This is a genomic window from Pseudomonas sp. F3-2 (assembly GCF_038804275.1).
GTDB lineage: Bacteria > Pseudomonadota > Gammaproteobacteria > Pseudomonadales > Pseudomonadaceae > Aquipseudomonas.
Window position 1 is genome coordinate 2,580,992 of the sequence record NZ_CP152388.1, and the last position, 23,866, is coordinate 2,604,857.

Consider the following 23,866-nt stretch of genomic DNA (forward strand, 5'->3'; position numbering starts at 1 on the left):
CGACGTCGGGTCGATTCATCGGCCCGCTCGACGTCCTCCACAAATGACTGAACTGTTGCGCAGGTTCGGGGCCTCAACTTAACCCCAGCATGCGGAGACCGTCAGATGAACAACGATCAATTCAATCAATACGATGCCGAACGCCTTCACCAACGCGTCGCGGCCGAACTCGGCCTGACCCCGGACGAGCTGAAGACCTGGATGATCAACGACATCGAGCGCGTGACCGAAGGCGGCGAGGAAGTGGGCCACATGGTGGTGTTCCGCGAATCCACCCCGGCGGACATCCTCGACAAAGTCCAGCACAAGCAAAGCACGTTCACGGCCATGACAGGCGTGATCAAGCCTGACTGAACGGGCGTCGGCCTCAGGGCGACAGCAGCGACGAAAACAGCTCTGACTGCGTGTTGATGCCCAGCTTGCTGTAGATGTGACGGCGATGGGTTTTCACCGTGTCTACCGAAATCACCAGCAAGTCTGCGATGCGCTTGCTCGAATGGCCGCTGAGCATCAACTGACAGATATCGAACTCTCTGGGCGTCAACGTCGCGCGCAGGGTTTCCAGACCATGATGCGACGGCGTGCGCAGCGGTGGCTCGGCCTGCGGGCTGCGGGCAATGTGCTGGTCGATCAAGGCTTCCATCCACGGCTGAAACAGCGCCAGGTGCGCGACTTCATCGTTGCTGATGGACGTGCGCGACCCAAACGACAGACACACCAGGCGGCGTTCATCGATGCGGCAGTTGAACTGGATTTCGTCGGCCACCACGTTGAGGTGGAAGTAGCGCTGGTAATACTCGGTCTGCTCGAAGCAGTCGGGGGCCACGTCGCGCAACTGAAACAGCCCGCTTTGCGCCTGCTCGCAATTGACCCGGTAAAACGGATCGATCAGATAAATGCCGCGCAGGTAGTCCTGAAACAAGGGGTCCGGACCGCCATCCTCGGCAGGTGATTCGTCCAGCAGGTAAGGCCGCCCGTCTTCGAACAGCAGCGCGACCCAGTTATCGAAGTGCAAGACGTCGCTCACCCTTCTCACCACCGTCTGCCAGAAGTTCGGCTGGCCGATGGCGCCAATCAGAATTCCAAACGTTCGATGCCAGGCAATCTCCTGCAGCGTCGGCGTCATTGTCACTCCTTGGGATTACCCTTGATGTGTGATTACCCCTCGGGCGGCAGGCATTGATAATACCCTACGGAATGAGGCCGGCAGCAGCCGGAATTTTGTGGAGAGCCATGCATGAATGTAGAACTTGCCCAGGTCACCGGCCGCGACGGGGATGTGCCATACAACCTTGCGCGCACCCTGGCGCTGATCGAAGCCTGTGCCAGCGACACCGAGCTTCTGGTGTTGCCGGAAACCTACCTCACGGGATTTCCTACCCGCGATAACGTCGCCCGCCTTGCCGAGCCGCTGGACGGGCCGATGCTGGCGCAGGTCCATCAGGCGGCGAAGGCGCGTAACATCGCCGTCGCCGTGGGCTTCGCCGAGGTTCATGAGGGCCGGTACTTCAATACCACGGTGCTCATCACCCCCGAACACGGCGTCGCGCTGCATTACCGCAAGACGCATCTGTGGTCGGGCGAGCGCGATGTCTTCGAAGCCGGCGACCGGATGTCCACGGTGCTGTGGCGGGGCGTGCGTGTCGGCTTGCTGATCTGTTACGACATCGAATTCCCCGAACCTGCACGCGCACTGGGTCAACTGGGTGCGCAACTGCTGCTTGTCACCAACGGCAACTTTGATCCGTACGGGCCGACTCACCGCACTTGTGTGATGGCGCGGGCGCTGGAAAACCAGGCATTTGCCGTGATGGTCAACCGTGTCGGCGCAGGCGATGACAACCTGGTGTTTGCCGGTGGCAGTGCGGTGGTCGACCCGTTCGGCGACCTGTTGGTCGAAGCCGGCCGTGACGAAGCCACCCTGCGATTGACCCTGGACATGAACCTGCTGGCCAAGGCCCGCGAGCCCTACATCTACGATCGCCATCAACGCATGCGCCTGCGTGGCGAGGTCATCGAAACCGGCGACCGCCGCGACCTGCTGATTTCACCCTGAGCCTGATTGCCGTCGTTACCGAGCACCCGCAGCGGGCGCGCCTTGCGCACGCTCCGTCGAATAATTACAAGCTGTTGACGCCTTGCCACTGCCCACTATCCGGCTCGCCTCGTGCGGACGACTAAAAATATCATCGGAGACGCTAATGGCTCATTTGAAACGCACGTTGTCACTCGGCACCCTGGTCATCTTCGGCGTAGGTCTGATGACCCCGATCATTGTCCTGGGCACCTTTGGCATTCTCGCGCAGTCCAGCGACGGGCACGTGCCCATGGCGTACCTCGCGGCGCTGGTGGCGATGCTCCTGACCGCCATCAGCTACGCGCACATGGCCAAGGCTTTCCCGGTGTCGGGCTCATCGTATACGTATGTGAGAAAAGCCATCGATGCCCGGCTTGGCTTCATGACCGGCTGGGCGATCCTGCTGGATTACCTGTTCCTGCCCATGGCGATCTGGCTGATCGGCACCGCGTACCTGAACTCGGCATTCCCGGCGGTGCCGCAGTTCATCTGGTTGTTGGCGTTCATCGCGCTGACGACGCTGATCAACATCCTGGGGCTGAAGATCGCCACGGCCGTAAACGTGCTGCTGTTGCTGGTGCAGGTGCTGATTCTCGCGGCCTTCATCGCACTCTGCATCCACTACACCCTGGGGGATCCTTCCAGGCCACTGTTCACCCTGACGCCGTTCGCCAGTGGCGGCGTGCAGTGGTCGATGATCATGAGTGGCGCGGCGATCGCCTGTTATTCCTATCTGGGTTTCGACGCCGTGAGTACGTTGACCGAGGAAACCCATGACCCGGAGCGCAACATGCCACGGGCGATTCTGTGGGTGACGCTGATTGGCGGGCTGATTTTCGTCGGCACTTCCTACGTGGTGCAGGTCGCTCAGCCCTCGCTGCAGTTTGCCAATGTCGATTCGGCGGCGTACGAGATCGCGAAGAACATCGGCGGCGATGTCTTCGTGTCGATCTTCCTCATCGGCCTGGTGATCGGCCAGTTCACCTCGGGCATCGCTGCTCAGGCCAGCGGATCTCGCCTGCTTTACGTGCTGGGTCGGGACTCGGTCTTGCCCAAGGGCTTCTTCGGCTATCTGTCGCCACGCTTCGGCACGCCGGTCGGCTGCATCCTGCTCAGCGCGGTGGTTGCATTGCTCGCGCTGAAGATGGACGTGACGACCTCGACCTCGTTCATCAACTTCGGCGCGTTTCTGACCTTCATCCTGGTCAACCTTTCAGTCATCTTCCATTACTGGATCGGGCAAAAGCGACGCGGCCTCAAAGCGCTGGTTCTTTACGTCCTGTTGCCGCTGGCGGGGATGGCGGCGGACCTGTGGCTGATGTTCAGCCTGGACGCCAACGCCGTCGAACTGGGCCTGTCGTGGTTGGCCATCGGCTTCGTTTACCTGATTTACCTGACCGGTGGGCTGCGCCGTCAACCGCCGGAGCTGACGCTGGAAGACGCCATCTGAGAAAATACAGTCGGGCGGTAGGTCGGTGCTGACCGCTTACCGCCCGCGTGGTGCGGATGCGACCGGACGAATGCGCAGGTTCAGTGACAGGATGTCGACTGACCTGCGCATTTGTCTTTTCATGCGTCTGCGAACAGGGCGCTGAGGTTTCGTGCGGCTTTGTCGAACGCCAGCTTCATCGCTTCGATCACTTCATCGTCGTGCTCGAACGAGATGTAAATGCGCCCATAAGGGGAGGGCATCATCAAGACACCGGCCTCGCGCAGGGCCAGGTGCAGGGCTTTGCTGAAGGCAGGATTGGCAATACGCGATGCCTGTTCGTAGGTAACCGGTGCAGTCGCGGCACGCCAGATGCCGAAAACATTGCCATAGCCGCTGGTGGTCACCGTGATGCCTTGGGCTTTGAAAAGACTTTCCACGGCGGCACGCAACGCTTCACCCCGGCGGATCAATTGCGCATAGTCGCTCTGATCCAGTAACGCCAGGGTGCTGCTCACCGCAGCGCAGGCCAGCGGGTTGCCACTGAAGGTTCCCCCCCGGGCCACGCGCCCTTCCTCGAACCCCGCAAGGATGTGCGGCTTGCCGACCACTGCTGAAACCGGCACGCCGTTGCCGATGGCCTTGCCGACGCTGGCCAGGTCAGGGTCCAGACCGTCCAGCAGTCCGGCCAGGCCAGCGTGCAGGCGAAAGCCCATCAGCACTTCATCGCAGATCACCAGGGCACCGTGTGCGTGGGCGATCGCCTGTACGTGTTTCAGGTAACCCGGCAGCGGCATGATGCAGCCAGCGTTCGCCAGCATCGGCTCCAGTATCACCGCGGCAATGTCGGCGTCCTCGGCGAACAGCCGCTCGACATCGTCGAAGTCGTTGAAGCGCAGCAAGGTGGTGCGTGGGGTGGAAGGGCGTTCGCCGTCTGCGAAATGCGCCTCGTCCGAGGTCACGTTGCCGAAACTCACGTCGTCGAACCAGCCATCGAAACCGGCGGCCATCTTGGCGATCTTGCCGCGACCGGTGTAAGCGCGCGCCGCCCGACACGCCAGGTGCACCGCTTCGCTGCCGGAGTTGGTGAACATCACTTTCGTCAACTGGCCGGTGTGCGCCGCCAGTGCCGTGGCGGCCGCATGTTCGCGCACGTGAGCCCAGGAGGGCGCTGCGCTGTCGCCGAGCGCCTCGGTCACCGCAGCGTTGACCCTGTCATCGGCGTGGCCGAGCAATACCGCGCCAAAGCCCAACGCGGTATCGATGTACCGGCGCCCGTTGTCGTCCCAGAGCCAGGCGCCCTTGCCCTTGCGAATGAACAGTTTCTCGCCGTTCAGCTCCGGCAGGATGCGCGCGGCACTGGATACATCGCCCACTAGATTAGCCATTCTCAACCTCTGAAATCCGGACAGTAGTGCGCCGTCCGGGAATGGCCCGGAAGGCAGCATGTGATGTTTCAATGCGTCCAGAGGGACGCGATTACCGATTTATTGTTGTTTGACCTTGAGCTTCTCATTGCGCCGGCGCAGCACCTCCAGCGTCAGCAGCATCAGCACGGACAGCACGACCATGATGGTGGCGACCGCGGCAATGTTCGGGCTGATGTTTTCCCGAATGCCGGCAAACATTTGCAGCGGCAGGGTGCGTTGTGAGGGGCTGGCGAGGAACAGCGTCACCACCACCTCATCGAACGAGGTGGCGAAGGCGAACAGCCCGCCTGAAATGACCCCCGGCGCAATCAACGGCAGCACCACCCGGAAGAACACCGTCAGCGGCGGTGCGCCAAGGCTGGCCGCCGCGCGACTGAGGTTGGTGTTGAAGCCCTGCAGGGTGGCGTTGACGGTGATGACCACGAACGGCACGCCGAGCATGGCGTGGGCCAGCACCAGGCCCAGGTAGCTGTTGAGCAATTGCAGTCTGGCGAAGAAGAAATACAGCCCGACCGCGACGATGATCAACGGCACGATCATCGGCGAGATCAGAAAAGCCATGACCACGCTCTTGAAGCGGAAGTTGCCACGGCACAGACCCACCGAGGCCATGGTGCCGAAAATCATGGCCAGCAGGGTCGCACCCGGGGCGATGACGAAGCTGTTGCTGAACGCTTGCCGCCATTCCGCGGAGGCTATCAACTCCTGATACCAGCGCAGGGAAAACCCGTCCATGGGGTAGGTGAGGAACGAGGATGCGTTGAACGACAGCGGAATGATCACCAGGATCGGCACGATCAGAAACAGCAGGATCAGAATCGAGGCAGACACCAGCCCAAAACGGGCGAGTTTTTCGGCAGGGGATGCGTAGGGTTGCAGCATGTCGATTACCTCGCCTGAGTCGTGTTGGTGAGCTTGCCGTAAACACCGTAGAGCAACAGGGTGGCGATCAGCAGCAGGCTGCCCAGGGCGGAAGCCATGCCCCAGTTCACGGTTTTATTGGTGTAGAACGCGACGAAATAACTGACCATCTGATCGGCCGCGCCGCCGACCAGCGCCGGGGTCACGTAATAGCCGATGGCGAGGATGAACGTCAGCAGTCCGCCGGCGGCCAGTCCTGCAAAGGTCTGCGGCACGTAAACGCGCCAGAACGCCACGAACGGGTGCGCGCCCAGCGAAATGGCCGCACGCACGTAATTGGACGGGATGCTTTTCATCACGCTGTACAGCGGCAGGATCATGAACGGCAACAGCACGTGGGTCATGGCGATGATCACGCCGGTGCGGTTGAACACCAGTTGAAGAGGGGAATCGACGATGCCGAAGAACATCAGCGTGCGATTGATCAGCCCGTCCGATTGCAGCAGCACGATCCACGCCGCCGTGCGTACGATCAACGAGGTCCAGAACGGCAGCAGCACGCAGATCATCAGCAGATTGCTTTTGCCTTCCGGCAGCGTCGCCAGCCAGTACGCGACGGGAAACCCGAGCAGCAGGCAGAGCACCGTGACGATGGCGCCGATGTAGAACGTACGGGCGAAGATATCGACGTAGATCGACTGGTTGGCATCCGCCTTGACGAGGCTGCCCGAGGCTGGGTCGATGCGATGATCGAGCGAGGCCAGCAGGTAATAAGGTGTCAGTTTGGCCGAAGCCTGTTTGAGTGCCTTCCAATAGGTGAGATCGCCCCAGGCTTTGTCGACGTCGATCAGGGCCTGGCGTTTCGACGCGACGTTTTCATCTGGCAGCTTGCGCAATGTCTTGGTGATGACCGCGCGGTAGTCGGGAATTTCATAGCTCAGGCGTTTGCTCAGCGCCAGGATCTGACCGTTTTCCCTGGCGTCGGCCAGGTCCTTGATCAGCGCGGCGTAGGTGCTTTCATCCGGCAGGGCATTGCCCTTCCATGCGCTCAACGCCGCAGTTGTGGCCGGCATGGCCAGGTTCACGTCAGGGTTGTCGACACTGCGACTGAGCATCGTGCCGATCGGGAACGCGAAGCACACCAGCACGAACAGGAACAGGGGGGCGATCAACGCCAGCGATTTGAACGTATACGCGCGTCGGGACCGTTTCAGCTTCGCCATCAGGTCGGCGCTGTCCTCGTCGTGCTGCTGCAGAATGGCGCTCTGGCTCATGATCGGCGCCTCAGTGAGCAAGGACGTCGAGCGCACGGATGTGCTCGGGCGCCCACGCAAGGGAAATGCTGCTGCCCACGGTCCAGCCGGGGTCCATCCGGGTCGCTGGCAGCTTGATCATGAAGTCCGGCTGGCCGGCGATTTCGGTGATCATGCGCACGTGGTCGCCCAGGTAGATGTATTCGCGAATGCGCGCGGTCAACGGCGTGCTGCCGGCGGGGCTGACGAGGACCCGCTCAGGACGGATGCACAGGGTTACGGACTCACCCGGCTTCGCTGCGGTGACGGTGATGGCCTGCACCACGCTGCCGTCCTTCAGGCGCACGCTGGAGTGGCTGGCATCCTGCGCAAGCACCGTGCCGTTGAGCGTGTTGTTCTCGCCGATGAATTGCGCGACGAAGATTTTCGTCGGGTTTTCATAAATGGCGGCGGGGCTGTCGATCTGCTGGATCACGCCGTCGTTGAACACCGCCACACGGTCGGACATCGTCAGCGCTTCGCTCTGATCATGGGTGACGTACACCACGGTCAGGCCCAGCTGTTTGTGCAGGTGTTTGATCTCCAGCTGCATATGTTCGCGCAGCTGCTTGTCCAGCGCGCCGAGCGGTTCGTCCATCAGCACCAGCTTGGGCTCGAAGACCAATGCGCGAGCCAGCGCGACACGTTGCTGCTGACCGCCGGACAATTGCGCCGGATAACGCTTGGCAAAGGCTTCAAGCCTGACCATGTCCAGCGCGCGACGGACTTTTTCCGCACGCTCGATGCGGTTCATCTTGCGCACCGACAGCGGAAACGCGAGGTTTTCCTCGATGGTCATGTGCGGAAACAGCGCGTAGTTCTGGAACACCATGCCGATGTCGCGCTTGTGCGGCGGCAGGTTATGCAACGGCTTGTCTTTGAGAAATATCTCGCCCTGCGTGGGCGTTTCGAACCCGGCGAGCATCATCAGGCTGGTGGTCTTGCCTGAGCCGGAGGGACCGAGCAGGGTGACGAACTCGCCTTCCTTGATGTCCAGGTTGAGGTCTTTGACGACAGGTCGGAAGCCGTCGTAGGTCTTTTGAATGTTCTTGAAACTGACCAGATGTTGCATGTCGCGGCCTCATTCAGGGAGTAGGCAGGGTCTGTCGTCGCTGCTCATCTGCCTGTTCCCGCAAAATGAAGAGCAATCCGAAGTCGCACTTCGCGAGCGACGCGAGGTGACAATCCTTCAAGTGTGAAGCCGCCGCCCTGAAACGGGCGGCGGCGAATCGAGCGTTACTTCTGGGCGATCCAGGCGTTGAAACGCTCGGTCAGCGACTCGGTGTTGTCGACCCAGAACTCGACGTCCAGCGGCAGCGCAGCGGCCAGGTTGTCCGCAGTGGTAGGAAGATCGGCCTTCAGGTCCGCAGGCACCAGGTCATTGGCTTTCTTGTTGGGCAAGCCGTAGGCAATGAACTTCGGCAGTTTCGACAGGTTTTCCGGCTTGCTTGCAAACGCAATGAAGTCCATCGCGGCGGCCTTGTTCTCGCTGCCCTTGAGCACGGTCCAGGAGTCGATCGCCGAGACACTGCCGTTCCAGAGGAACTGGAAGTGCTTGCCTTCGTTGCGGTTGAAGCCGGTGATGCGACCGTTGTAGGCCGAGCTCATGACCACGTCGCCGGCGGACAGCATCTGCAGCGGCTGGGCGCCGGCTTCCCACCAGACGATGCTGGATTTGATGCTGTTCAGCTTGTTGAAGGCGCGGTCGACGCCTTCGGGCGTGCGCAGCACCTTATACACGTCTGCAGGCTTCACGCCGTCCGCGATCAGGGCGAATTCCAGGGAGTATTTCGGGCCTTTGCGCAGGCCACGTTTGCCGGGGAATTTGCCGGTGTCGAAGAAGTCGGCCCACGAGGTCGGCGCGGTTTTCAGTTTGTCGGCGTCCCAGGCCACCCCGGTGTTCCACACGATGGCGCCGACCCCGCAATCGTTTACCGCTTCAGGAATGAAGTCGGCCTTGTTGCCGATCTTTGCCCAGTCGATTTTTTCATAGAGCCCGGAATCGCAACCCAGCGCGAGGTCCTCGGCCTCGACTTCGACAACGTCCCAGTTCGGGTTGCCCACTTTCACCTTGGCGTCGAGCACTCCAACGCCACCGTCCCAGCTCTGGTCGAGGACTTTCTTGCCGGTCTGCTCGCCAAACGGTTTGAAGAAGATCTCCCGCTGTGCGTCCTGGAAGTTTCCGCCCCAGGACACGATGGTCAGGTCGCGAGCGCTTGCAGACTGGGCAGCGGCCAGCCCGGCAACGGCAAACGCGAGAGCGGCTAGAGCGTGGCACGGCTTGTGCTTCTTGTGCATTTGAAACCTCGACGCAGATGATGTGTGTGTGGGTGGTAAAAATATTTACCACTGCAAAATCCGCGAAGCAAGTTTTATTTGCTGGCGCCATCCTGAAATCCGAACTGCCTGCGTTCGGTAAGCGATTGATTTTCCTCGCCCGACACCCGATATTCACCGGGGCCATCCTGCGCGTCCGGTTTGTCCGCGCTTTTTGCGGGGCGCGCCACGGGCACATCGCCCGGTCATGGCTTGTTACTTTTGCGCTTGTCAGCCGAGCCGTGTTGGTGCGAAATACCCAACAAGGTGCGCCGCTGGCCGTTCATTCAGCCTTGCCGCCTGCACATCCAGACGCCGCACGCCGTACCGGGCAGCGTTCATTCGAGGAAAAATCCGTGACCGATACACCGGCGATCATCCGCAACCCCCACGCGCCGGAAGAGCCGCCTGAAGAGCCGATAACCCCTGAAGACAGCGCCTCGGTGGGCGAGCGCCTCAAGGCCCTGCGCCAGAGTCGCGGTCTTTCGATCCGTGGCCTGGCCGAGCTGGCGGGCGTACCGCATGCCACGTTGTCGATCATCGAACGCGACAAATCCAGCCCTTCGGTGAGTATCCTCAAGCGCCTGCTCAAGCCGCTGAACGTCACCCTCAGCGTGTTCTTTTCGGATTCGGCGGTGGTCGACCGCGCGGTGTTCTACAAAGCCAGCGAACTGGTCGAACTCGCGGACGGCAAGATGCTGTCGTACCGACAAGTGGGCGCTAACCTGGCCAACAGCTCGATGATGATCCTGCACGAGCGCTACGAACCCGGTGCCGACACCGGTCAGGAAGGCGAAGAGCTTTACTCTCACGAAGCCGAGGAGGGCGGCATCATCATCGAAGGCCGGCTGGAAATGACCGTCGGCGATGAGGTGCGCGTGCTGTCGCCCGGCGACGCCTATTATTTCGACAGCCGCTTGCCACACCGCATGCGCAACCCGTTCGATGAAGTGTGCGTAGTGGTCAGCGCGGTCTCGCCTCCGACCTTCTGATGCTCTCGGCCCATGCTCATGCCCACCGCTGCGCCTTGAGCCGGTCTTCCAGAAAATCACGAAACACCCGAATGCGCGGGCTCAAGTGTTTCCTGTTCGAATAGATCAGATAAATCGGCTCCTGGTCAGGCAAGCTGAAGTCAGTCAGCAGAGGGATCAGACGGCCGTCGCGGAGATCGGCGCCGATGTGAAACTGCGCCAGCCTGACGATTCCTGCGCCGCTCAAGGCCATTTCCCGCAGCAGGTCACCCTGCGAGAACACGGCCTTGGGCGTGATCGGCACCGTGCGGATCACGCCCTCCGGGCTGAGGAATTGCCAATTGTTCCACGCACTGTGGAAGCCGAAATTGAAGCAGTCATGCCCGAGCAGCTCGTCAGGCCGGGTTGGCGTTCCCCGGCGCGCCAGATACTCCGCTGACGCGCATGTGACCCACGCGCTTTCCCCGATCTTGCGCGCGACTCTCGAAGAGTCGGGCAGGCCGCCGCTGTGGATGGCGATGTCCAGGCCCTGATCGAACAGGTCAACGTATTGCGGGCCAACCTGCACATCGACGGTCAAGCCGGGGTAGGCCGCCAGAAAGTCAGGCAGCCAGGGCAGGATCTGATGCTTGGCGAACGTCGTCATCGTGTGGATACGCAAGGCACCGCTCACGCGATCCGGGAACGCCTGCGCCAGCGAGTCGGCCTCGGCCATGGCGTTGATCACCGCCCGCGCGCTCACCCGGTAGGCTGCACCTTCGTCGGTCAGCGTCAGGGTTCGGTTGCCTCGCTGGAACAGTCGCACCTGCAGCCGGTCCTCGAGCCGCGTGATCAGCTTGCTGATGGCCGAGGGCGTCAGGCCGTTGGCCCGTGCAGCCGCTGAAAAGCTGCCATGTTCGGTCGCCCACATGAAGGCCAGCATCTGAGAATAATTGTCCATTTGCACGCTCGTGACAGACTGCGATCGTCACGCAGCCTGCCAGCAATCAACCCTTCGAACAACCGGCTCGCCCTGCGCTCCGGACGCAGATATCAGCGAATGAACCGCTGGATGTAGTCGTCCGGCAAGCCCAGCGAGGCGTAATGCTTGCGCGCCGCTTCCAGCTTGGTGAACACGTCTTCGAAGCCCACCGCGACACCTTGCGGATCGACGTAGGTGTAGCCGCCCTGAACGTGAAACCAGGTAATCATTTCATCTACGCCTTCAGGCACGAACAGGGTGTGGGTTTCGCCCGGCGGTTCGTAGGCAAACGAACCCTGTTCGGCGACCCAGTCGTGCTCCAGGTAGTACCAGCGGCCCTTCAGCACCAGCGCATGAACGCCGCCGCTGTGACGATGGCGGGACAGCACACCGCTCTGACGGACGCGCAGCAGGTTGATGTAGTAACCGCCGGTGGTGCTCAGCAACAGTGGCTTGAAAGACACCGATGCGGTGACCGGCACCCAGAGCGCGTCATCTTCCAGCCAGTCGGTCAGGACGCCGGGGTGAACCATGTCCGGCGTCATGAACGGCACTTGTGGCAGTTGATAGGGAATCGCGAGTTCGTCTGGCTTGGTGGGCGTGCTCATCGGTCTGCTTCCACGGTCGGTTATCGAAAGTCCCGGCGACTTGAATGGCCGGGTCGAGAACAGAGTAGGCCAGCAACGTCTTCGGGAGAACCGTCCGGCGGGCACAGTGGCTGTGAACCTACGTCACAGCAGAAGGGCTGATCAGGTTATGGGTTTGCCGGATGAGCGCAGCCAGCGAGCGGACAGATACAGCGCTAGCTCAGGCCCGACCCCGGCTTTCCTGGACGATCCTTCCGGCATCGCGTCCCGGCGGCACGCCAAACACCTTGGCGTAATCCCGGCTGAACTGTGTCGGGCTTTCATAACCCACTTCATACGCGGCGGCCGTCACGCTTCTGGCGCTGCCCACCATCAATGTGCGGGCCTGAAGCAGGCGCACGCGTTTTTGATATTGCAGCGGACTGAGCGTGGTCACGGCCTTGAAGTGGCGATGAAACGCCGACACGCTCATGGCCGCGCGCTGCGCCAGATGCTCCACCCGGAGCGGCTGAGCGAAGTCCCGGCGAATCCACTGAATGGCCTTGTTCACGCGGGCCATGGCGGTGTCCGGTGCCGCGATTTCCCGCAGCATCCAGCCGTGCGGGCCCTGCAGAACGCGAAACAGGATTTCGCGTTCATAGGCCGGCGCCAGCGCCGTGATCCCATCGGGATCGCCCATCAGGCGCAACATGCGCACCCAGGCGTCCATCAGTTCCGGGGTCACTGCCGCCACCGAGAATCCGGGGTCGCTGTCGTGGCGTGCGGCAGGTTCAGGCAGGTCCGCGAGCAACGTCGCGAGGATCACCGGATCCAGCGTGAGGCTGACCGCCAGATAAGGTTCACCGGTCGCGGCAGGGTGCACCGTGCCGATGGCCGGCAGTTCGATGGACATCACAAAGTAGGTGGCCGGATCGTAACGCAGGGTCCGGTCGCCCACCGTCATGCTCTTACTGCCCTGCAGAATCAGGTTGATCATCGGGTCGTACACCGCAGCCAGCAGGTGTTCCGGGATCTTCCCCTGGACCATGGCGACACGCGGTATGCCGGTCTCGGTGAGACGGTTCTCAGCGGCGGCAGTCAGTGTGCGAAGTTCATTCAGTTGATTTTCCATGGCCGCCATGCTGACGGCTGCGTGAGCACAGGCGCAAGTGAAAAGCAGAAACAGGCAGGATCGGGGCAGGAACGGTTGCGTCCGCCGGTGCCGATACGCCTACCGTGAACGCTCTTTCAGCAACCCTCGTGGAGAGCATCATGGGCGTCATCGTCATTACCGGAGGCAGCCGTGGCATCGGCGCCAGCACCGCCAGACTGGCCGCCCAGCGCGGCATGGGAGTCATCCTGACGTACAACGATCAGCCAGAGGCGGCGGCAGATGTCGTGCGCAGCATCGAGGACGCCGGTGGCAAGGCCGTCGCGCTCAAACTCGATGTCGCCGACACCGGCAGCTTTGCAGCGTTTCGTGCAACGCTCGTCGGCACATTGAACAAGCATTGGGGCGTCGACAGCCTGACCGGGCTGGTCAATAACGCAGGTTACGGGCTGTTCAATCCGCTTGAATCGGTCACCGAGGCGCAATTCGACGGCCTGTTCGGCGTGCACCTCAAGGGCCCGTTTTTCCTCACGCAGGCCTTGCTGCCGTTGCTGGCGGAGCAGGCCAGCATCGTCAACCTCACCAGTGCCACGACGCGGGTGGCCACCGCAGGCGTCGCGCCGTATGCGGCGTTCAAAGGTGGACTGGATGTCCTCACCCGGTACATGGCCAAGGAGTTCGGCGAACGACGCATCCGTGCCAATGCCGTTTCACCGGGTGCCATCCGCACCGATCTGGGTGGCGGACTTACAGACGAATTCGAAGCCTTGCTGGCTTCGCAGACGGCACTCGGCCGTGTCGGCGAGCCCGATGACGTGGCGCGGGTCATCGTCATGTTGTTGAGCGAAGAGGGCGCGTGGATCAACGCGCAGACCCTGGAAGTCGCGGGCGGCTACATCATCTGATAACAAGGGGAAACACATGCTGGATCATATTTTTCTGACGGTCAGCGACATCGCCCGATCCGTTGCATTTTACGAAGCGACGCTGTTGCCGCTGGGCATCACTGCCCGGCTGGATTACGACGGCAAGGATGGCCCACCTGGCCATCCGGACCTCAAGGGTTTCGGCGCCAACGGCCGGATGTTTTTCTGGCTGCGCGAGGGCGTGGTGGAAGGTCGCGCCGCCCACGTGGGGTTCGTCGCCGACGGCCAGGCGCATGTGCAGGCCGCGTATGCCGCCGCCATGGCGAACGGTGCAACGGACAATGGCGCGCCCGGCGCGCGAGTGCATTACGACCCGGATTATTACGCCGGCAATGTGCTCGACCCGGACGGCTACAGCCTGGAATTCGTCTACAAGAAATGGCAGCACGGCGCATGAATACATTGCTCATTTACGGAGCGACCGGCTACACCGGGCGCATGGCCGCCCGTCGCGCCAAAGACCTCGGGCTGGCGTTCGAAATCGCCGGTCGCAATCGCCAGGCGCTGGCGTCTCTGGCCGAAGAGCTGGGCGTCGGCTACCGCGTCTTCGAGGCCAGTTCCGGTGCCACGCAGGCCCTCGACGGTGTTCGGGTATTGCTCAACTTTGCCGGTCCCTTTGCCCATACTGCGCCAGCCCTGATGCAGGCGTGCATCGAGGCAGGCGTTGATTATCTGGACATCACCGCCGAGATCACTGTCTACCGGCTGGCTGAGCGACTGGGCGACCTGGCCAGCGAAGCCGGCGTGATGCTGATGCCGGGTGTCGGCTGGGATGTCGTGCCGACCGACAGTCTGGCGGTGCGGTTGGCCCGGCGAACGCCCGATCCGCGGGCACTGCGCATTGCCCTGCAGGTTCCGGGTTCGATGTCCCGTGGCTCGGCCATGAGCGTGGGCGAGATCGTCGCCGCCGGTGTGATGGCGCGGGTCGACGGTGAACTGGTGGCCACCCCCGATGCAGCCGCGCAACCGTTCGATTTCGGTGACGGTCCGGTTCTCTGCGAGCCATTGTCGTTCGGCGATCTGGTGACGGCCTGGCATTCGACGCAGATTCCTGACATCGCCATGTACGTGCATATTGCCGCTGACGCGTTTCCCCAAGGCGACCTTGCGTTGCTTCCCGACGGGCCGACGGCCGCCGAACGCGAAGCCCATCGCGCTCGCGCAGTGGTCGAAGTGACGGCGGCAGACGGCGCGGTTTCGCGTTCGGTGATCGAGACCGTCAACGGTTACACCTTCACGCCGCTGTCGGCCATTGAAGCGGCGCGCCGCGTCTTGATCGGCGAACGGCAGCCTGGCTTCGAAACCCCTGCACGGGTATTCGGCAGCGATTTTGCCGAATGTATCGAAGGGACCGTTATCAGCGACGATTAGCCCTGGCGTGCGCGCTCACGTCGGGGTGGCACCTCAATGCCCGGGCGTGATGTCGCGGCCGGGATCTTGAATCGCGCGGCGTCGCGCGCAGGTGGCAGACCGAACAGGCGGGCGTATTCACGGCTGAACTGCGATGCGCTCTCGTAGCCCACGGTGTAGGCGATAGATGTGGCGTCCAACGTGTCGAACAACAGCAGCCAGCGAGCCCTTAACAGGCGCAAGCGCTTCTGATACTGGATCGGTGTCATGCCGGTCACCGATCTGAAATGCCGGTAAAACGCCGCGACGCTCATGTCCGCCATGCCCGCCAGCGGTTCTACCCGGAAAGGTTCGGTGTAATGTTCGCGAATCCAGTGCGTGGCGCGGCGGATCTGCGCCAGGCGACCTTCGGGCCGCGCCATGTCGCGCAGCATTTCGCCCAACGATCCCTGCAGTGCGCGAAAGAGGATCTCCCGCTCGATCATGGGCGCGAGCACGCCAGCTTCATCGGGACGGTCCATCAAACGCATCATGCGCAGCCACGCGTCGATCATTTCCGGTGACGCCGTCACCGCGTCGAAACACGCATCGCCCGGCGCGTTCGAGGCCTTGCCCTCGTCCAGCAACAAAGCGGCGATCACCTCGCTGTCCAGGGTCAGGCTGACCGCAAGGTAAGGCTGGTCTTGATCTTCGGCGTGCACCTGCCCGGTCGCCGGCACATCCACTGAAACCACGAAGTAGCTGCCTGCGGGATATCGCCGCACGTCATCGGCGATCGACAGGGTTTTGCGGCCTTGCAGCACCAGATGCAGCATCGGCGGATAGACCTGATCGGCGCACGCCTCAGCGCGGACCATTGCCACGCGCGGCAGTCCGGTGTCGGTCCATTTGTCATTTGCGCGCATCACCAGACTGCGCAGTTCCGCCAGTGCATTTTCCATGTCTGCGACCATGGGCCAGTTGCCGGGGCCGCGCAAGCGTTTGAGAAGAATAGGCAAGGATGCGCGACAAACCGGCACGCTGCACCAGAGCGATGAGCGAATACTGGGTCAATGCGCTGCGTCGATTCGCGACGGCAGGTGCAGGGCGGCCACGGGCCGCTCTCGGGTACTCTCACTTAACAGAAGGTCGTTGCCATGAAGCTTCAAGGAAAAACCGCATTAGTCACCGGGGCCTCCAAAGGCATCGGCGCAGGCATCGCCCGAGCACTGGGCGCGCAGGGTGCGACAGTGATCGTCAATTACGCCTCCAGTCGACGTGAGGCCGAGGCGGTGGTGGCTGACATTGCCTCGAACGGCGGGTCGGCTTTGGCGATGCAAGCGGACATGAGCCGCGAGGCGGACGTCGTGCGCCTGTTCGAGACCATCCGGGGCGAATTCGGCACGCTGGACATCCTGGTCAATAACGCTGGCGTTGCGGTGTTCCAGCTCATCGATGACCTGACCGAAGAGGCATTCCACAAGCAATTCAATCTCAACGTGCTCGGCTACTTGCTGGCGATTCGCGAAGGCGTGAAGTTGCTGTCGTCCAAGGGCAGTGTGATCAACATCAGTTCCATCCTCAGCACTGACCCGTACCTGGCGTCCAGCGTCTATTCCGCGACAAAAGGCGCCGTCGATACATTGACCTTCGCGCTGGCCAGAGAGCTGGGGCCGCGCGGGATTCGGGTCAATTCAATTCTGCCGGGGCATACCAACACGCCTGCGACCGACGGACATTTTGCCGGTGAGCTGGGCGAGAAGTTGATTGCTGGCACTCCGTTAGGGCGCTTTGGCGAGCCTGAGGACATCGCAGGGCTGGCGCTGTTTCTGGCGTCGGATGATGCGCATTGGGTGACCGGCGAATCCATTCGCGCCTCCGGCGGCGTTCGGGGCGTGGGCTATTGATCGCGTTTGGTTGATCGAAGCAGAGGCTAGTCGAAGCAAAGGCTAATCGAAGCAGAGGCGAATTCGAGCAGGACGACAGGCAAAGCAGCTGACTGGCCAGCGTCAGGCAGAACGTCTGGCCAGTCTGAGCGCTGAGTCAGGAACCGCTGCCGGAGCGGGTGCCGGAAGTGCCCGTGCTGTCGGAACTCGATCCTGCGCCGGACGGTGTCTTGTTGCCCGGGCTTGAGTTGCCGCCGCTGCCAGCTTCGCCGCCGGAGCCGGGCAATGCGGTGCCATTGGTGTTGGCGCCGTTGGTGCCACTTGGACGCGAGGAACTGTCAGACGTCGAGCCGCTCGTGCTGCTGCCACTGGAAGTGCCCGAGCCGGTGCTGCTGGTGGCGGCCATCAACGGCATTGACAGCGCGCAGGTCAAGCCGGCGATCGCGAATGCAAAACTCATCTTGTTTTTCATCTAGTAAGCCTCTTCGCAAGAATGAACAAAGGTCAAAGCTGGCAGGGTTGCCAGTTGCTCTCAGTGTGTGACTCATCCGGTGTGCAGAAGAGTTTGCAAAAATAAATAATCCGCGATGAACGGTCAGGTGCCGGTGTCATTGAGTGAATGTTTCCCGGCGTCGCAAAAACCGTGATTGATATATGCACCACTGATCAACTAGAGTTGTGGGTACTCATCGATATCAGGAGCTACACATGTCCCGCCTTGCCGAATTCCGTAAACTTGAACAGCAGCTCGCCGCGCAACTGGCCGAGCTTGAAACGCTGAAGAACGATTCCGGCCTTCAAAAGGAGATCGAGTTCGAAACCAAACTGCGTAACTTGCTGGGCGAGTACAACTTCAGTCTGCGCGAAATCGTCAGCATCCTCGAGCCGCAGTCCGGCAGCCGCAAGGGCGCACCTGCAGTCGCCGAGAAGTCCACGCGCAAGGCGCGTTCGGTCAAGGTCTACAAAAACCCGCATTCTGGCGAGCTGGTAGAAACCAAAGGTGGCAACCACAAGACGCTGAAAGCCTGGAAAGCCGAATACGGCAGCGCCGAAGTGGAATCTTGGTTGTCCAAGTAACGCCAAGGCTTTCGCCATCGCTTCGAGGACAATAGTCCCCGACGATGTAAAACCTGCCAATACCAGTTGCAAAAGAGGCGCTCTAAAGAGCGCCTCTTTTTTTGCCTGACCCATGGCGCGTGTCTATCTGGCGCAGGCAGGCCCTGCATCGCGTCTTCATGGCAGTGAACTTTCGCAAGTAAACCGTTCGTCTCCGGGTGCATTCCCGGACGAAATTATCCGGTTCTCGCTGCCTCGAAACTTCTGTTGCATCAGCCTTGCGTCTTTTCAAGTCGCCCATCAACAGTTACCGAGGAGTTCAATCATGACCCACTGCATTCGTCACCTGGCGCTTGCCGCAGTTTGCATCTTCAGCAGCCTGAGTTACGCGGCAGAGGAACCCAGCGTCACGCTCGATCGTCCTGGCGCGGGCGTGAAACAGATAAAGGCGGGCGATAATGTGCCTGATGAGTATCAGCGCGAGAGCCTGGCACTCAAGGATTGGCAACAGCGTCACCTGAGTGCGCCGGGCAAGAATGAGCAATGGGTGGAAATTCAGGATAAATATGCGCTGGTCACTATTCCGACCGGCACCATCAAGCAGATGGTCGACAAATCGAAGGTCAAGCCGTAATCCGATGTATGCGTTCCGAACGCCGTGGCCCGAAAAGGACAGGCGTTCGGAGGCAACTTACCCGTGTGACACTGGTTAAATCAATTGGCGGCATTACCACCGTGGGCTTTGGCCAGCGCCTTGGCTTGCTCAAGGTGCGCTTTCAGCTTGGGTAGCGTCGCAGTCGCAAATGCTTTCAGGTCGGCATCCTTGCCATTGTTGGCTTCTTCTTCGAACAGTTTGATCGTCGCTTCGTGAGCATTGACCTGATTGTTGGCGTACGCCTGATCGAACGACTTGGCGCTGCGCAACTCGAGAATCATGGATTTGGCTTTGTCCATTAACTGCGCGTCAGTCGACACTTCGAGCTTTTTCGAACCTGCCAGCGACTTCAACTTTTCATTGGCGGCGGTGTGGTCTTTAACCATCATCTCGGCAAACGATTTCACATCGGCCGAGGAGCCTTTTTCCTGCGCCAGTTTACCGGCCTCGACTTCGGCCACGCCTTTGGCTGAGGCATCTTCAACGAAGTCGTCGCTGTCTTGAGCGGCATAAACGGCTTGAGCACTGAGGGCGATGGCAAGTGCAAGTGCGGAAGTCTTAATGAAATGGGCCATGGGGTCGTTCCTTATTCTGGTGTTGTTTTATGAAGGGTGTTTTTGGGCAATGGCTGCCTTCATGGTTTCGGACTGGGCCCTGTCGGGTTCGTTCAGCGTTTTTGCCGGGACGCGCGTGCGCGGGGGCCGCATAGGGCACTCTGACGCTTGCCCGCCTGCGTATCGACTGCTCGTCCTGTTCGCGCATCAACTGAATGAACTTCATCAATGGCCGCGCATTCTCAAGAGGACACAGAGCGCTTATGACCCTTCGCTGCTTGAGGTCGTTATAGGTAATAACGGGATGCAGTGGAAAAAGGTCTGACACCATGCGATCAGCAGCAGAATGCCAGGTGGGAAAAAATTTCTGCGTAGTGTTTCGACCCCGGTATCCAGAAGCGTGTGGAATATGAAAACCGTTCTGATCGTTGACGACGAATATCTGATCGCCGACATCCTCAGTTTTGCCCTCGAGGATGAGGGCTTCATGACGGTCACGGCCACCAGCGCGCTGAAGGCGCTTGAAATATTGGGGCGTGAGCGCCCGGACCTTATTGTCACCGACTTTATGATGCCCGGGATGACCGGGCTTGAGTTTGCCGAGCGAGTCAAGCAGAACGCCGCGTATCTGCCGACGCCGATCGTGTTGATGAGCGGCGCCCAGGCGCATTTGGGTACGGCGCGGCCGGATCTGTTTCTGGAGGTGTTCGAGAAGCCCTTCGATATCGCCGCGATGGTCGCCAGGATCAAGGCATTGCTGCATGCCTGACGTCCATCACGACGTCAGCCCCTCAGCCCTTGCTGTGCTCCTGAGAAGTGGGGCCTTTGACGATGCCTCTCGGGCCGTACAGGCCCCAGATGATCCAGCCCACCACTGGCAGCGCAAACACCAGGACGATCCACCCCAGCTTCGTGGCCGCCGTTTTCTGGCTGCGCGACACGCTGTAGGCAATCCATGCATCGATCAACAGGACGACGATCACGACGCCCAGGGCAAACATTGTCATTTCCATCACAAAGACCTCCGCAGGTTGCGATACCTGTTGAGAGTCATCGCCAGGCCGGCGGTTTGAAATACCGGCAGCAATGCTGACAGGCGGCCGCCGCGTCGCCACAGCCACCTCGGTGCCCTGGCAGATATCGGCAATCGCCTGCAAATAAATGGAACTCGCCTCAGCACCTGCTGACAAATTGCCACTAGTACTCAGCAGAGGCGAGTTCCATGCTTGAATCCCGTGCCGTGACGCTCCTCGTGACCTTCGTCGATGAACTGGCGTACACCGTTGCGCCGCTGGATTTCACGGCACTTCTGTATTTGCGGGATCAAGGCTACGTGGACGTCTCCATCCAAGGAGGCCGCGTGGTTGCGAGGCGCACCCCTCAGGGCAATCGGTTCGTCAGCGAACGGACGTCGGTTCGCGCGGCGAGACGCAACAGCTGACCCACCTCACACCGTCATCGCAAGCGCCGCGCCTGGAGCAGCGCGGCAAAGGGTGGATCACATCGTGCCCAGCGGGTCACGGCTGGCGACGGTCTGGTCCACCAGCCGAATGCTGTTGCGTCCGCCGCGCTTGGATTCATACAACGCGGCGTCACTCTGTTCAATCAACGCCGCGAGACTGGCGGGCGGCTGCACGAACAGATTCGCTCCGATGCTCAGGGTCACCGGCTCCGGCGTGCTGAAGGCCTGCGATGCGGCTTTGTGGAACTGCTCGCGCAACGTGTCGCTCAATCCCAGAATGCGTTCGCTGGAGGCGTGGCTCAGCAGGATCACGAACTCATCGCCACCCAGGCGCGCCGCCAGCGAGCCTTCGGGCAACACCGCGCGAATCATCTCGCTCAGGGCAATCAACAGGCGGTCGCCTGCGGTGTGGCCATACAGGTCGTTGACCGGCTTGAAGTTGTCGATGTCCAGCAGCAGCAACGCGCCGGGCCGATCGGCACTGACGTCTTCCAGCAGGCGCGGTGCCCGGACTTCCAGCGCGCGGCGGTTGTACAGCGCCGTCAGCGGGTCGCGAGCGGCCAGGCGCGCAATGCGTTTTTCCCGCCGATAGCGCTCCGAGCCTGTCATCGACAGCGCGATGAGCATGATCGCCATGGCGCCTTCGACCAGCGAAATCTGGATGATCTCGCCCCGAAACGCCGCCAGGTCGATCAATGTGCCCGGGATTACGGCCGTCACCGCCTTGGAAAAATAGAAAATGCCGTGGGCGAGCAGCACGTAGCGCAACTGCACCGCGCCTTCGCTCAGCGAACGGCCATGGGGCCGCAGCAGAAAGCTGGCGCGCAACATCAGCAGCGTGATCAGCAGCGAATTGGCGACCAGCATGACCTTCGACCACCAGGGCTGATCCGGCAGAAACAGCAAGCCCAGCCAGACCACGAAGATCAGGTACCAGGCCCGCGACAGCCGCGCCTCGGTAAAGCGCGCCACGCCCAGCAGGAACAGAAAGTGGGCCGTCACCAGCAAGCCGTTGGCGAACCAGATGCCGATGATCAGAATGCCGCTGCTGCGTAACAGCGCCAGTACGCAGCCGACGCTGATCGTGGCGAACCCGGCGCTCCAGAAAAGCAGCGAGGGCTCGCGGACATTGCGCCATTCCACTGCCAGATACAGCGCGGCGGCTGCGGCCAGGGCGATCGAGAGAGTCAACATCGTGGTGGGATCGAGCGCCATAAACTGCCTGGTTAGTCTGCTTGCGGTAAAAAGTGGCGATTGTAAGCGTTTGAGCAGGTTTTTCGGAGCGTCCGTTTGTCTCTTTACCGAACGCCTGCAAGTGGCACCGGAACATTCGATAGAATGACGCTCCTATCCGGCCGGGTGCGATCCGGGACGCAAGCGAGGCGGCATTGATCGAACGAAGAGAATTCAGCGGATGCATGAAGGGCAAGAACCTTCGTTATCTGGATGAGAACAAGCAGCCATCGGCGCAGACCCGGGCGGGATTTCTCCTGCTCGAGCATTTTTCGCTGCCGGCCTTCACCCAGGCACTGGATACCATCGTCACGGCGAACCTGCTTCGTCCCACGCTGTTTTCGTCACGCACGTTCGGTCTGCAGGACGGCGAGGTCACCAGTGATCTGGGCCTGATCATCCGCCCTGACGCGCGGCTCGATGCGCAGGCCCTCAAAGAACTCGACTTGCTGGTGATCTGCGGCGGCTACCGGACCGAACTGAAGGCCAGTGAAGAGCTCATCGATCTGCTGGCGAACGCCGCAGAGCTTGGGCTGACCCTGGCCGGTCTGTGGAACGGGGCCTGGTTCCTCGGGGCGGCGGGCCTGCTCGACGGCTACCGTTGCGCCATTCACCCCGAGCATCGGGCGGCGCTGGCCGAGATATCCAAGGTCGCCCGCGTGACCAGCGAAGCCTTTGTGGTGGATCGCGACCGCCTGACCGCCTCAAGCCCCGCAGGGGCTTTCCACATGGCGCTCGAGTGGATCAAAGGGCTGCACGACAAGGCATTGATCGAGGGCATCGAAGACATTCTCTCCTTCGAAGAGTCGCGCTACAGACGTATCAAGCCCACCCGCCACTTGTCTGTCAGTGCGCCGCTCAGGGAAGTCGTCAATCTGATGGATGCCAACCTGGAAGAACCGCTCGAACTGGAGCAACTGGCCGCTTACGCAGGGCGTTCGCGGCGACAAATCGAGCGCCTGTTCAAGGAGCAACTGGGCACCACGCCCCAGCGCTATTACATGGAACTGCGCATCACCGAAGCGCGGCGTCTGCTGCAGCACACCGAGTTGTCGCAGGTTGAAGTGCTGGTTGCGTGCGGCTTCGTCTCGCCCAGTCATTTCAGCAAATGCTACAGCGCCTATTTTGGCTATCGGCCCTCCAAGGAAACGCGTCTGGTGAAGTGAAGATCCGGCGGGCAGGAATCAGCCGTGTTCGTTGAGGGGTTTACGGCGCAAGCGTGTAGGCTTGGCGCAGTCTGGATCGTGAGAGTACTGATGAGTGAAATGAGCACCAAGATCATTACCGTCGAAGGCCATGCCGCTCTGAAAAAAGAGCTGGATTACCTGTGGCGCGAACATCGTCCGGACATCACCCAGAAGGTGACATGGGCGGCTTCGCTGGGTGACCGCAGCGAGAATGCGGATTACCAGTACAACAAGAAGCTGCTGCGCGAGATCGATCGCAGGATCCGCTACCTGCGCAAACGCCTCGAGGACATGCGCGTCGTCAGCTATTCGCCCGAGCAGGACGGCCGGGTGTTCTTCGGCGCCTGGGTGGAAGTCGAGGACGAGGAGGGCGAAACCAAGAAGTTTCGCATCGTCGGGTATGACGAGATCTACGGGCGCATGGATTACATTTCCATCGATTCACCAATGGCCAGGGCGCTGCTGAAGAAAGAAGTCGGCGACGAGGCGGCGGTGCCCGTTCCCGCAGGCACCAAGCTCTGGTGGATCACCCACATCGAATACCCGAAATAACCCGCCAGCGTG

Annotated in this window: 29 protein-coding genes; 16 read left to right on the forward strand and 13 right to left on the reverse strand. The window is 61.2% G+C overall.

The genetic code is table 11. The features are described 5' to 3' along the window. Window positions 1–105 precede the first annotated feature (105 nt). Complete coding sequence (locus AAGQ88_RS11930) at window positions 106–354, forward strand: hypothetical protein (RefSeq protein ID WP_093458335.1); 249 nt, start codon at window positions 106–108, stop codon at window positions 352–354. Between the two features lie 13 nt (window positions 355–367). On the opposite strand, the gene AAGQ88_RS11935 is transcribed toward AAGQ88_RS11930, so the two are convergent. After that, window positions 368–1,126 (reverse strand): helix-turn-helix transcriptional regulator, encoded by a 759-nt coding sequence (locus AAGQ88_RS11935; RefSeq protein ID WP_342655468.1) that lies wholly within the window; start codon window positions 1,124–1,126, stop codon window positions 368–370. A 111-nt stretch (window positions 1,127–1,237) separates the two neighbouring features. On the opposite strand from AAGQ88_RS11935, the gene AAGQ88_RS11940 reads away from it, so the two are divergent. Both AAGQ88_RS11940 and AAGQ88_RS11945 read left to right on the forward strand, forming a co-directional pair. Next, on the forward strand, window positions 1,238–2,056 hold the full coding sequence (locus AAGQ88_RS11940; RefSeq protein ID WP_342655469.1) for a carbon-nitrogen hydrolase family protein: 819 nt from the start codon (window positions 1,238–1,240) through the stop codon (window positions 2,054–2,056). Between the two features lie 145 nt (window positions 2,057–2,201). Further along, the gene (locus tag AAGQ88_RS11945; RefSeq protein WP_342655470.1) at window positions 2,202–3,527 is read left to right on the forward strand and encodes an APC family permease; all 1,326 of its coding nucleotides are present in this window, start codon (window positions 2,202–2,204) and stop codon (window positions 3,525–3,527) included. A 119-nt stretch (window positions 3,528–3,646) separates the two neighbouring features. Here the strand turns inward: AAGQ88_RS11945 and AAGQ88_RS11950 are convergent, their stop codons facing one another. The 5 genes from AAGQ88_RS11950 to AAGQ88_RS11970 form a co-directional block, all read right to left on the reverse strand. After that, window positions 3,647–4,894 (reverse strand): aminotransferase class III-fold pyridoxal phosphate-dependent enzyme, encoded by a 1,248-nt coding sequence (locus AAGQ88_RS11950; protein ID WP_285424027.1) that lies wholly within the window; start codon window positions 4,892–4,894, stop codon window positions 3,647–3,649. 99 nt (window positions 4,895–4,993) lie between these two features. Next, on the reverse strand, window positions 4,994–5,818 hold the full coding sequence (locus AAGQ88_RS11955; protein WP_342655471.1) for an ABC transporter permease: 825 nt from the start codon (window positions 5,816–5,818) through the stop codon (window positions 4,994–4,996). A 5-nt stretch (window positions 5,819–5,823) separates the two neighbouring features. Then, a complete protein-coding gene (locus AAGQ88_RS11960) occupies window positions 5,824–7,020 on the reverse strand; it encodes an ABC transporter permease (RefSeq protein ID WP_342655787.1) in 1,197 nt (398 codons plus the stop codon). A 61-nt stretch (window positions 7,021–7,081) separates the two neighbouring features. Further along, window positions 7,082–8,161, reverse strand: a complete 1,080-nt coding sequence (locus AAGQ88_RS11965; RefSeq protein ID WP_342655472.1) for an ABC transporter ATP-binding protein — start codon at window positions 8,159–8,161, stop codon at window positions 7,082–7,084. Between the two features lie 164 nt (window positions 8,162–8,325). Continuing rightward, complete coding sequence (locus tag AAGQ88_RS11970) at window positions 8,326–9,387, reverse strand: polyamine ABC transporter substrate-binding protein (RefSeq protein WP_342655473.1); 1,062 nt, start codon at window positions 9,385–9,387, stop codon at window positions 8,326–8,328. Window positions 9,388–9,761: 374 nt separating this feature from the next. On the opposite strand from AAGQ88_RS11970, the gene AAGQ88_RS11975 reads away from it, so the two are divergent. Next, window positions 9,762–10,397, forward strand: a complete 636-nt coding sequence (locus AAGQ88_RS11975; protein WP_342655474.1) for a cupin domain-containing protein — start codon at window positions 9,762–9,764, stop codon at window positions 10,395–10,397. Between the two features lie 16 nt (window positions 10,398–10,413). Here the strand turns inward: AAGQ88_RS11975 and AAGQ88_RS11980 are convergent, their stop codons facing one another. The 3 genes from AAGQ88_RS11980 to AAGQ88_RS11990 all read right to left on the reverse strand — a co-directional run bounded on the left by AAGQ88_RS11980 (window position 10,414) and on the right by AAGQ88_RS11990 (window position 13,035). After that, window positions 10,414–11,316: a LysR family transcriptional regulator gene (locus AAGQ88_RS11980; RefSeq protein WP_342655475.1), complete on the reverse strand. Its 903-nt coding sequence runs from the start codon at window positions 11,314–11,316 to the stop codon at window positions 10,414–10,416. A 92-nt stretch (window positions 11,317–11,408) separates the two neighbouring features. Continuing rightward, window positions 11,409–11,945 carry a 2,4'-dihydroxyacetophenone dioxygenase family protein gene (locus AAGQ88_RS11985; RefSeq protein WP_342655476.1) on the reverse strand — a complete coding sequence of 179 codons (537 nt, stop codon included), beginning with the start codon at window positions 11,943–11,945 and terminating at the stop codon, window positions 11,409–11,411. Between the two features lie 199 nt (window positions 11,946–12,144). Beyond that, window positions 12,145–13,035: an AraC family transcriptional regulator gene (locus AAGQ88_RS11990; protein WP_342655477.1), complete on the reverse strand. Its 891-nt coding sequence runs from the start codon at window positions 13,033–13,035 to the stop codon at window positions 12,145–12,147. Window positions 13,036–13,175: 140 nt separating this feature from the next. Here AAGQ88_RS11990 and AAGQ88_RS11995 point away from each other — a divergent pair, with 140 nt between their 5' ends. From AAGQ88_RS11995 to AAGQ88_RS12005, 3 genes are read left to right on the forward strand one after another with little or no spacing between them, the layout of a single operon-like run. After that, complete coding sequence (locus AAGQ88_RS11995; protein ID WP_342655478.1) at window positions 13,176–13,919, forward strand: SDR family oxidoreductase; 744 nt, start codon at window positions 13,176–13,178, stop codon at window positions 13,917–13,919. Between the two features lie 16 nt (window positions 13,920–13,935). Beyond that, window positions 13,936–14,337, forward strand: coding sequence for a VOC family protein (locus AAGQ88_RS12000; RefSeq protein ID WP_342655479.1), 402 nt, complete (start codon window positions 13,936–13,938; stop codon window positions 14,335–14,337). Continuing rightward, a complete protein-coding gene (locus AAGQ88_RS12005; protein ID WP_285424020.1) occupies window positions 14,334–15,311 on the forward strand; it encodes a saccharopine dehydrogenase NADP-binding domain-containing protein in 978 nt (325 codons plus the stop codon). The genes AAGQ88_RS12000 and AAGQ88_RS12005 overlap by 4 nt, the downstream gene beginning before the upstream one ends. Here AAGQ88_RS12005 and AAGQ88_RS12010 read toward each other — a convergent pair. Further along, window positions 15,308–16,231 carry an AraC family transcriptional regulator gene (locus AAGQ88_RS12010; protein ID WP_342655788.1) on the reverse strand — a complete coding sequence of 308 codons (924 nt, stop codon included), beginning with the start codon at window positions 16,229–16,231 and terminating at the stop codon, window positions 15,308–15,310. The genes AAGQ88_RS12005 and AAGQ88_RS12010 overlap by 4 nt on opposite strands. Before the next feature lie 195 nt (window positions 16,232–16,426). On the opposite strand from AAGQ88_RS12010, the gene AAGQ88_RS12015 reads away from it, so the two are divergent. The 4 genes from AAGQ88_RS12015 (at window position 16,427) to AAGQ88_RS12030 (ending at window position 18,845) form a co-directional block, all read left to right on the forward strand. Next, window positions 16,427–17,176, forward strand: a complete 750-nt coding sequence (locus AAGQ88_RS12015) for a glucose 1-dehydrogenase (RefSeq protein WP_342655480.1) — start codon at window positions 16,427–16,429, stop codon at window positions 17,174–17,176. A gap of 173 nt (window positions 17,177–17,349) precedes the next feature. Next, window positions 17,350–17,631, forward strand: a complete 282-nt coding sequence (locus AAGQ88_RS12020; RefSeq protein WP_177182025.1) for a hypothetical protein — start codon at window positions 17,350–17,352, stop codon at window positions 17,629–17,631. Between the two features lie 232 nt (window positions 17,632–17,863). Next, the gene (locus AAGQ88_RS12025; RefSeq protein ID WP_093458349.1) at window positions 17,864–18,232 is read left to right on the forward strand and encodes a histone-like nucleoid-structuring protein, MvaT/MvaU family; all 369 of its coding nucleotides are present in this window, start codon (window positions 17,864–17,866) and stop codon (window positions 18,230–18,232) included. Window positions 18,233–18,536: 304 nt separating this feature from the next. Next, the gene (locus AAGQ88_RS12030) at window positions 18,537–18,845 is read left to right on the forward strand and encodes an RcnB family protein (RefSeq protein ID WP_342655481.1); all 309 of its coding nucleotides are present in this window, start codon (window positions 18,537–18,539) and stop codon (window positions 18,843–18,845) included. Between the two features lie 80 nt (window positions 18,846–18,925). Here the strand turns inward: AAGQ88_RS12030 and AAGQ88_RS12035 are convergent, their stop codons facing one another. Beyond that, window positions 18,926–19,441 carry a DUF4142 domain-containing protein gene (locus tag AAGQ88_RS12035; protein ID WP_342655482.1) on the reverse strand — a complete coding sequence of 172 codons (516 nt, stop codon included), beginning with the start codon at window positions 19,439–19,441 and terminating at the stop codon, window positions 18,926–18,928. Here AAGQ88_RS12035 and AAGQ88_RS12040 point away from each other — a divergent pair. Then, complete coding sequence (locus AAGQ88_RS12040; protein ID WP_342655483.1) at window positions 19,428–19,745, forward strand: hypothetical protein; 318 nt, start codon at window positions 19,428–19,430, stop codon at window positions 19,743–19,745. The two genes, AAGQ88_RS12035 and AAGQ88_RS12040, sit on opposite strands and share 14 nt — an antisense overlap. Window positions 19,746–19,829: 84 nt before the next feature. Beyond that, entirely contained in the window at window positions 19,830–20,189 is a 360-nt protein-coding gene (locus tag AAGQ88_RS12045) for a response regulator (RefSeq protein WP_285424015.1), read from the forward strand. Between the two features lie 22 nt (window positions 20,190–20,211). Here AAGQ88_RS12045 and AAGQ88_RS12050 read toward each other — a convergent pair whose 3' ends face one another. Beyond that, the gene (locus tag AAGQ88_RS12050; protein ID WP_285424014.1) at window positions 20,212–20,433 is read right to left on the reverse strand and encodes a PLD nuclease N-terminal domain-containing protein; all 222 of its coding nucleotides are present in this window, start codon (window positions 20,431–20,433) and stop codon (window positions 20,212–20,214) included. A gap of 209 nt (window positions 20,434–20,642) precedes the next feature. Here AAGQ88_RS12050 and AAGQ88_RS12055 point away from each other — a divergent pair, with 209 nt between their 5' ends. Continuing rightward, window positions 20,643–20,861 carry a hypothetical protein gene (locus tag AAGQ88_RS12055; RefSeq protein WP_342655484.1) on the forward strand — a complete coding sequence of 73 codons (219 nt, stop codon included), beginning with the start codon at window positions 20,643–20,645 and terminating at the stop codon, window positions 20,859–20,861. A gap of 57 nt (window positions 20,862–20,918) precedes the next feature. Here AAGQ88_RS12055 and AAGQ88_RS12060 read toward each other — a convergent pair whose 3' ends face one another. Then, on the reverse strand, window positions 20,919–22,097 hold the full coding sequence (locus AAGQ88_RS12060; protein WP_342655485.1) for a GGDEF domain-containing protein: 1,179 nt from the start codon (window positions 22,095–22,097) through the stop codon (window positions 20,919–20,921). 203 nt (window positions 22,098–22,300) lie between these two features. On the opposite strand from AAGQ88_RS12060, the gene AAGQ88_RS12065 reads away from it, so the two are divergent. Further along, window positions 22,301–23,281, forward strand: coding sequence for a GlxA family transcriptional regulator (locus AAGQ88_RS12065; protein ID WP_342655789.1), 981 nt, complete (start codon window positions 22,301–22,303; stop codon window positions 23,279–23,281). Between the two features lie 99 nt (window positions 23,282–23,380). Then, complete coding sequence (gene greB / locus AAGQ88_RS12070) at window positions 23,381–23,854, forward strand: transcription elongation factor GreB (protein ID WP_342655790.1); 474 nt, start codon at window positions 23,381–23,383, stop codon at window positions 23,852–23,854. The last annotated feature ends 12 nt before the right edge of the window (window positions 23,855–23,866 follow it).

Bases quoted from the DNA above. Each gene is read 5' to 3' on its own strand.
- AAGQ88_RS11930 (WP_093458335.1), top strand. From the start codon at position 106: ATGAACAACGATCAATTCAATCAATACGATGCCGAACGCCTTCACCAA.
- AAGQ88_RS11935 (WP_342655468.1), bottom strand. From the start codon at position 1,126: ATGACGCCGACGCTGCAGGAGATTGCCTGGCATCGAACGTTTGGAATT.
- AAGQ88_RS11940 (WP_342655469.1), top strand. From the start codon at position 1,238: ATGAATGTAGAACTTGCCCAGGTCACCGGCCGCGACGGGGATGTGCCA.
- AAGQ88_RS11945 (WP_342655470.1), top strand. From the start codon at position 2,202: ATGGCTCATTTGAAACGCACGTTGTCACTCGGCACCCTGGTCATCTTC.
- AAGQ88_RS11950 (WP_285424027.1), bottom strand. From the start codon at position 4,894: ATGGCTAATCTAGTGGGCGATGTATCCAGTGCCGCGCGCATCCTGCCG.
- AAGQ88_RS11955 (WP_342655471.1), bottom strand. From the start codon at position 5,818: ATGCTGCAACCCTACGCATCCCCTGCCGAAAAACTCGCCCGTTTTGGG.
- AAGQ88_RS11960 (WP_342655787.1), bottom strand. From the start codon at position 7,020: ATGGCGAAGCTGAAACGGTCCCGACGCGCGTATACGTTCAAATCGCTG.
- AAGQ88_RS11965 (WP_342655472.1), bottom strand. From the start codon at position 8,161: ATGCAACATCTGGTCAGTTTCAAGAACATTCAAAAGACCTACGACGGC.
- AAGQ88_RS11970 (WP_342655473.1), bottom strand. From the start codon at position 9,387: ATGCACAAGAAGCACAAGCCGTGCCACGCTCTAGCCGCTCTCGCGTTT.
- AAGQ88_RS11980 (WP_342655475.1), bottom strand. From the start codon at position 11,316: ATGGACAATTATTCTCAGATGCTGGCCTTCATGTGGGCGACCGAACAT.
- AAGQ88_RS11985 (WP_342655476.1), bottom strand. From the start codon at position 11,945: ATGAGCACGCCCACCAAGCCAGACGAACTCGCGATTCCCTATCAACTG.
- AAGQ88_RS11990 (WP_342655477.1), bottom strand. From the start codon at position 13,035: ATGGAAAATCAACTGAATGAACTTCGCACACTGACTGCCGCCGCTGAG.
- AAGQ88_RS11995 (WP_342655478.1), top strand. From the start codon at position 13,176: ATGGGCGTCATCGTCATTACCGGAGGCAGCCGTGGCATCGGCGCCAGC.
- AAGQ88_RS12000 (WP_342655479.1), top strand. From the start codon at position 13,936: ATGCTGGATCATATTTTTCTGACGGTCAGCGACATCGCCCGATCCGTT.
- AAGQ88_RS12005 (WP_285424020.1), top strand. From the start codon at position 14,334: ATGAATACATTGCTCATTTACGGAGCGACCGGCTACACCGGGCGCATG.
- AAGQ88_RS12010 (WP_342655788.1), bottom strand. From the start codon at position 16,231: ATGGAAAATGCACTGGCGGAACTGCGCAGTCTGGTGATGCGCGCAAAT.
- AAGQ88_RS12015 (WP_342655480.1), top strand. From the start codon at position 16,427: ATGAAGCTTCAAGGAAAAACCGCATTAGTCACCGGGGCCTCCAAAGGC.
- AAGQ88_RS12025 (WP_093458349.1), top strand. From the start codon at position 17,864: ATGTCCCGCCTTGCCGAATTCCGTAAACTTGAACAGCAGCTCGCCGCG.
- AAGQ88_RS12030 (WP_342655481.1), top strand. From the start codon at position 18,537: ATGACCCACTGCATTCGTCACCTGGCGCTTGCCGCAGTTTGCATCTTC.
- AAGQ88_RS12040 (WP_342655483.1), top strand. From the start codon at position 19,428: ATGAAATGGGCCATGGGGTCGTTCCTTATTCTGGTGTTGTTTTATGAA.
- AAGQ88_RS12035 (WP_342655482.1), bottom strand. From the start codon at position 19,441: ATGGCCCATTTCATTAAGACTTCCGCACTTGCACTTGCCATCGCCCTC.
- AAGQ88_RS12045 (WP_285424015.1), top strand. From the start codon at position 19,830: ATGAAAACCGTTCTGATCGTTGACGACGAATATCTGATCGCCGACATC.
- AAGQ88_RS12050 (WP_285424014.1), bottom strand. From the start codon at position 20,433: ATGGAAATGACAATGTTTGCCCTGGGCGTCGTGATCGTCGTCCTGTTG.
- AAGQ88_RS12055 (WP_342655484.1), top strand. From the start codon at position 20,643: ATGCTTGAATCCCGTGCCGTGACGCTCCTCGTGACCTTCGTCGATGAA.
- AAGQ88_RS12060 (WP_342655485.1), bottom strand. From the start codon at position 22,097: ATGGCGCTCGATCCCACCACGATGTTGACTCTCTCGATCGCCCTGGCC.
- AAGQ88_RS12065 (WP_342655789.1), top strand. From the start codon at position 22,301: ATGAAGGGCAAGAACCTTCGTTATCTGGATGAGAACAAGCAGCCATCG.
- greB (WP_342655790.1), top strand. From the start codon at position 23,381: ATGAGCACCAAGATCATTACCGTCGAAGGCCATGCCGCTCTGAAAAAA.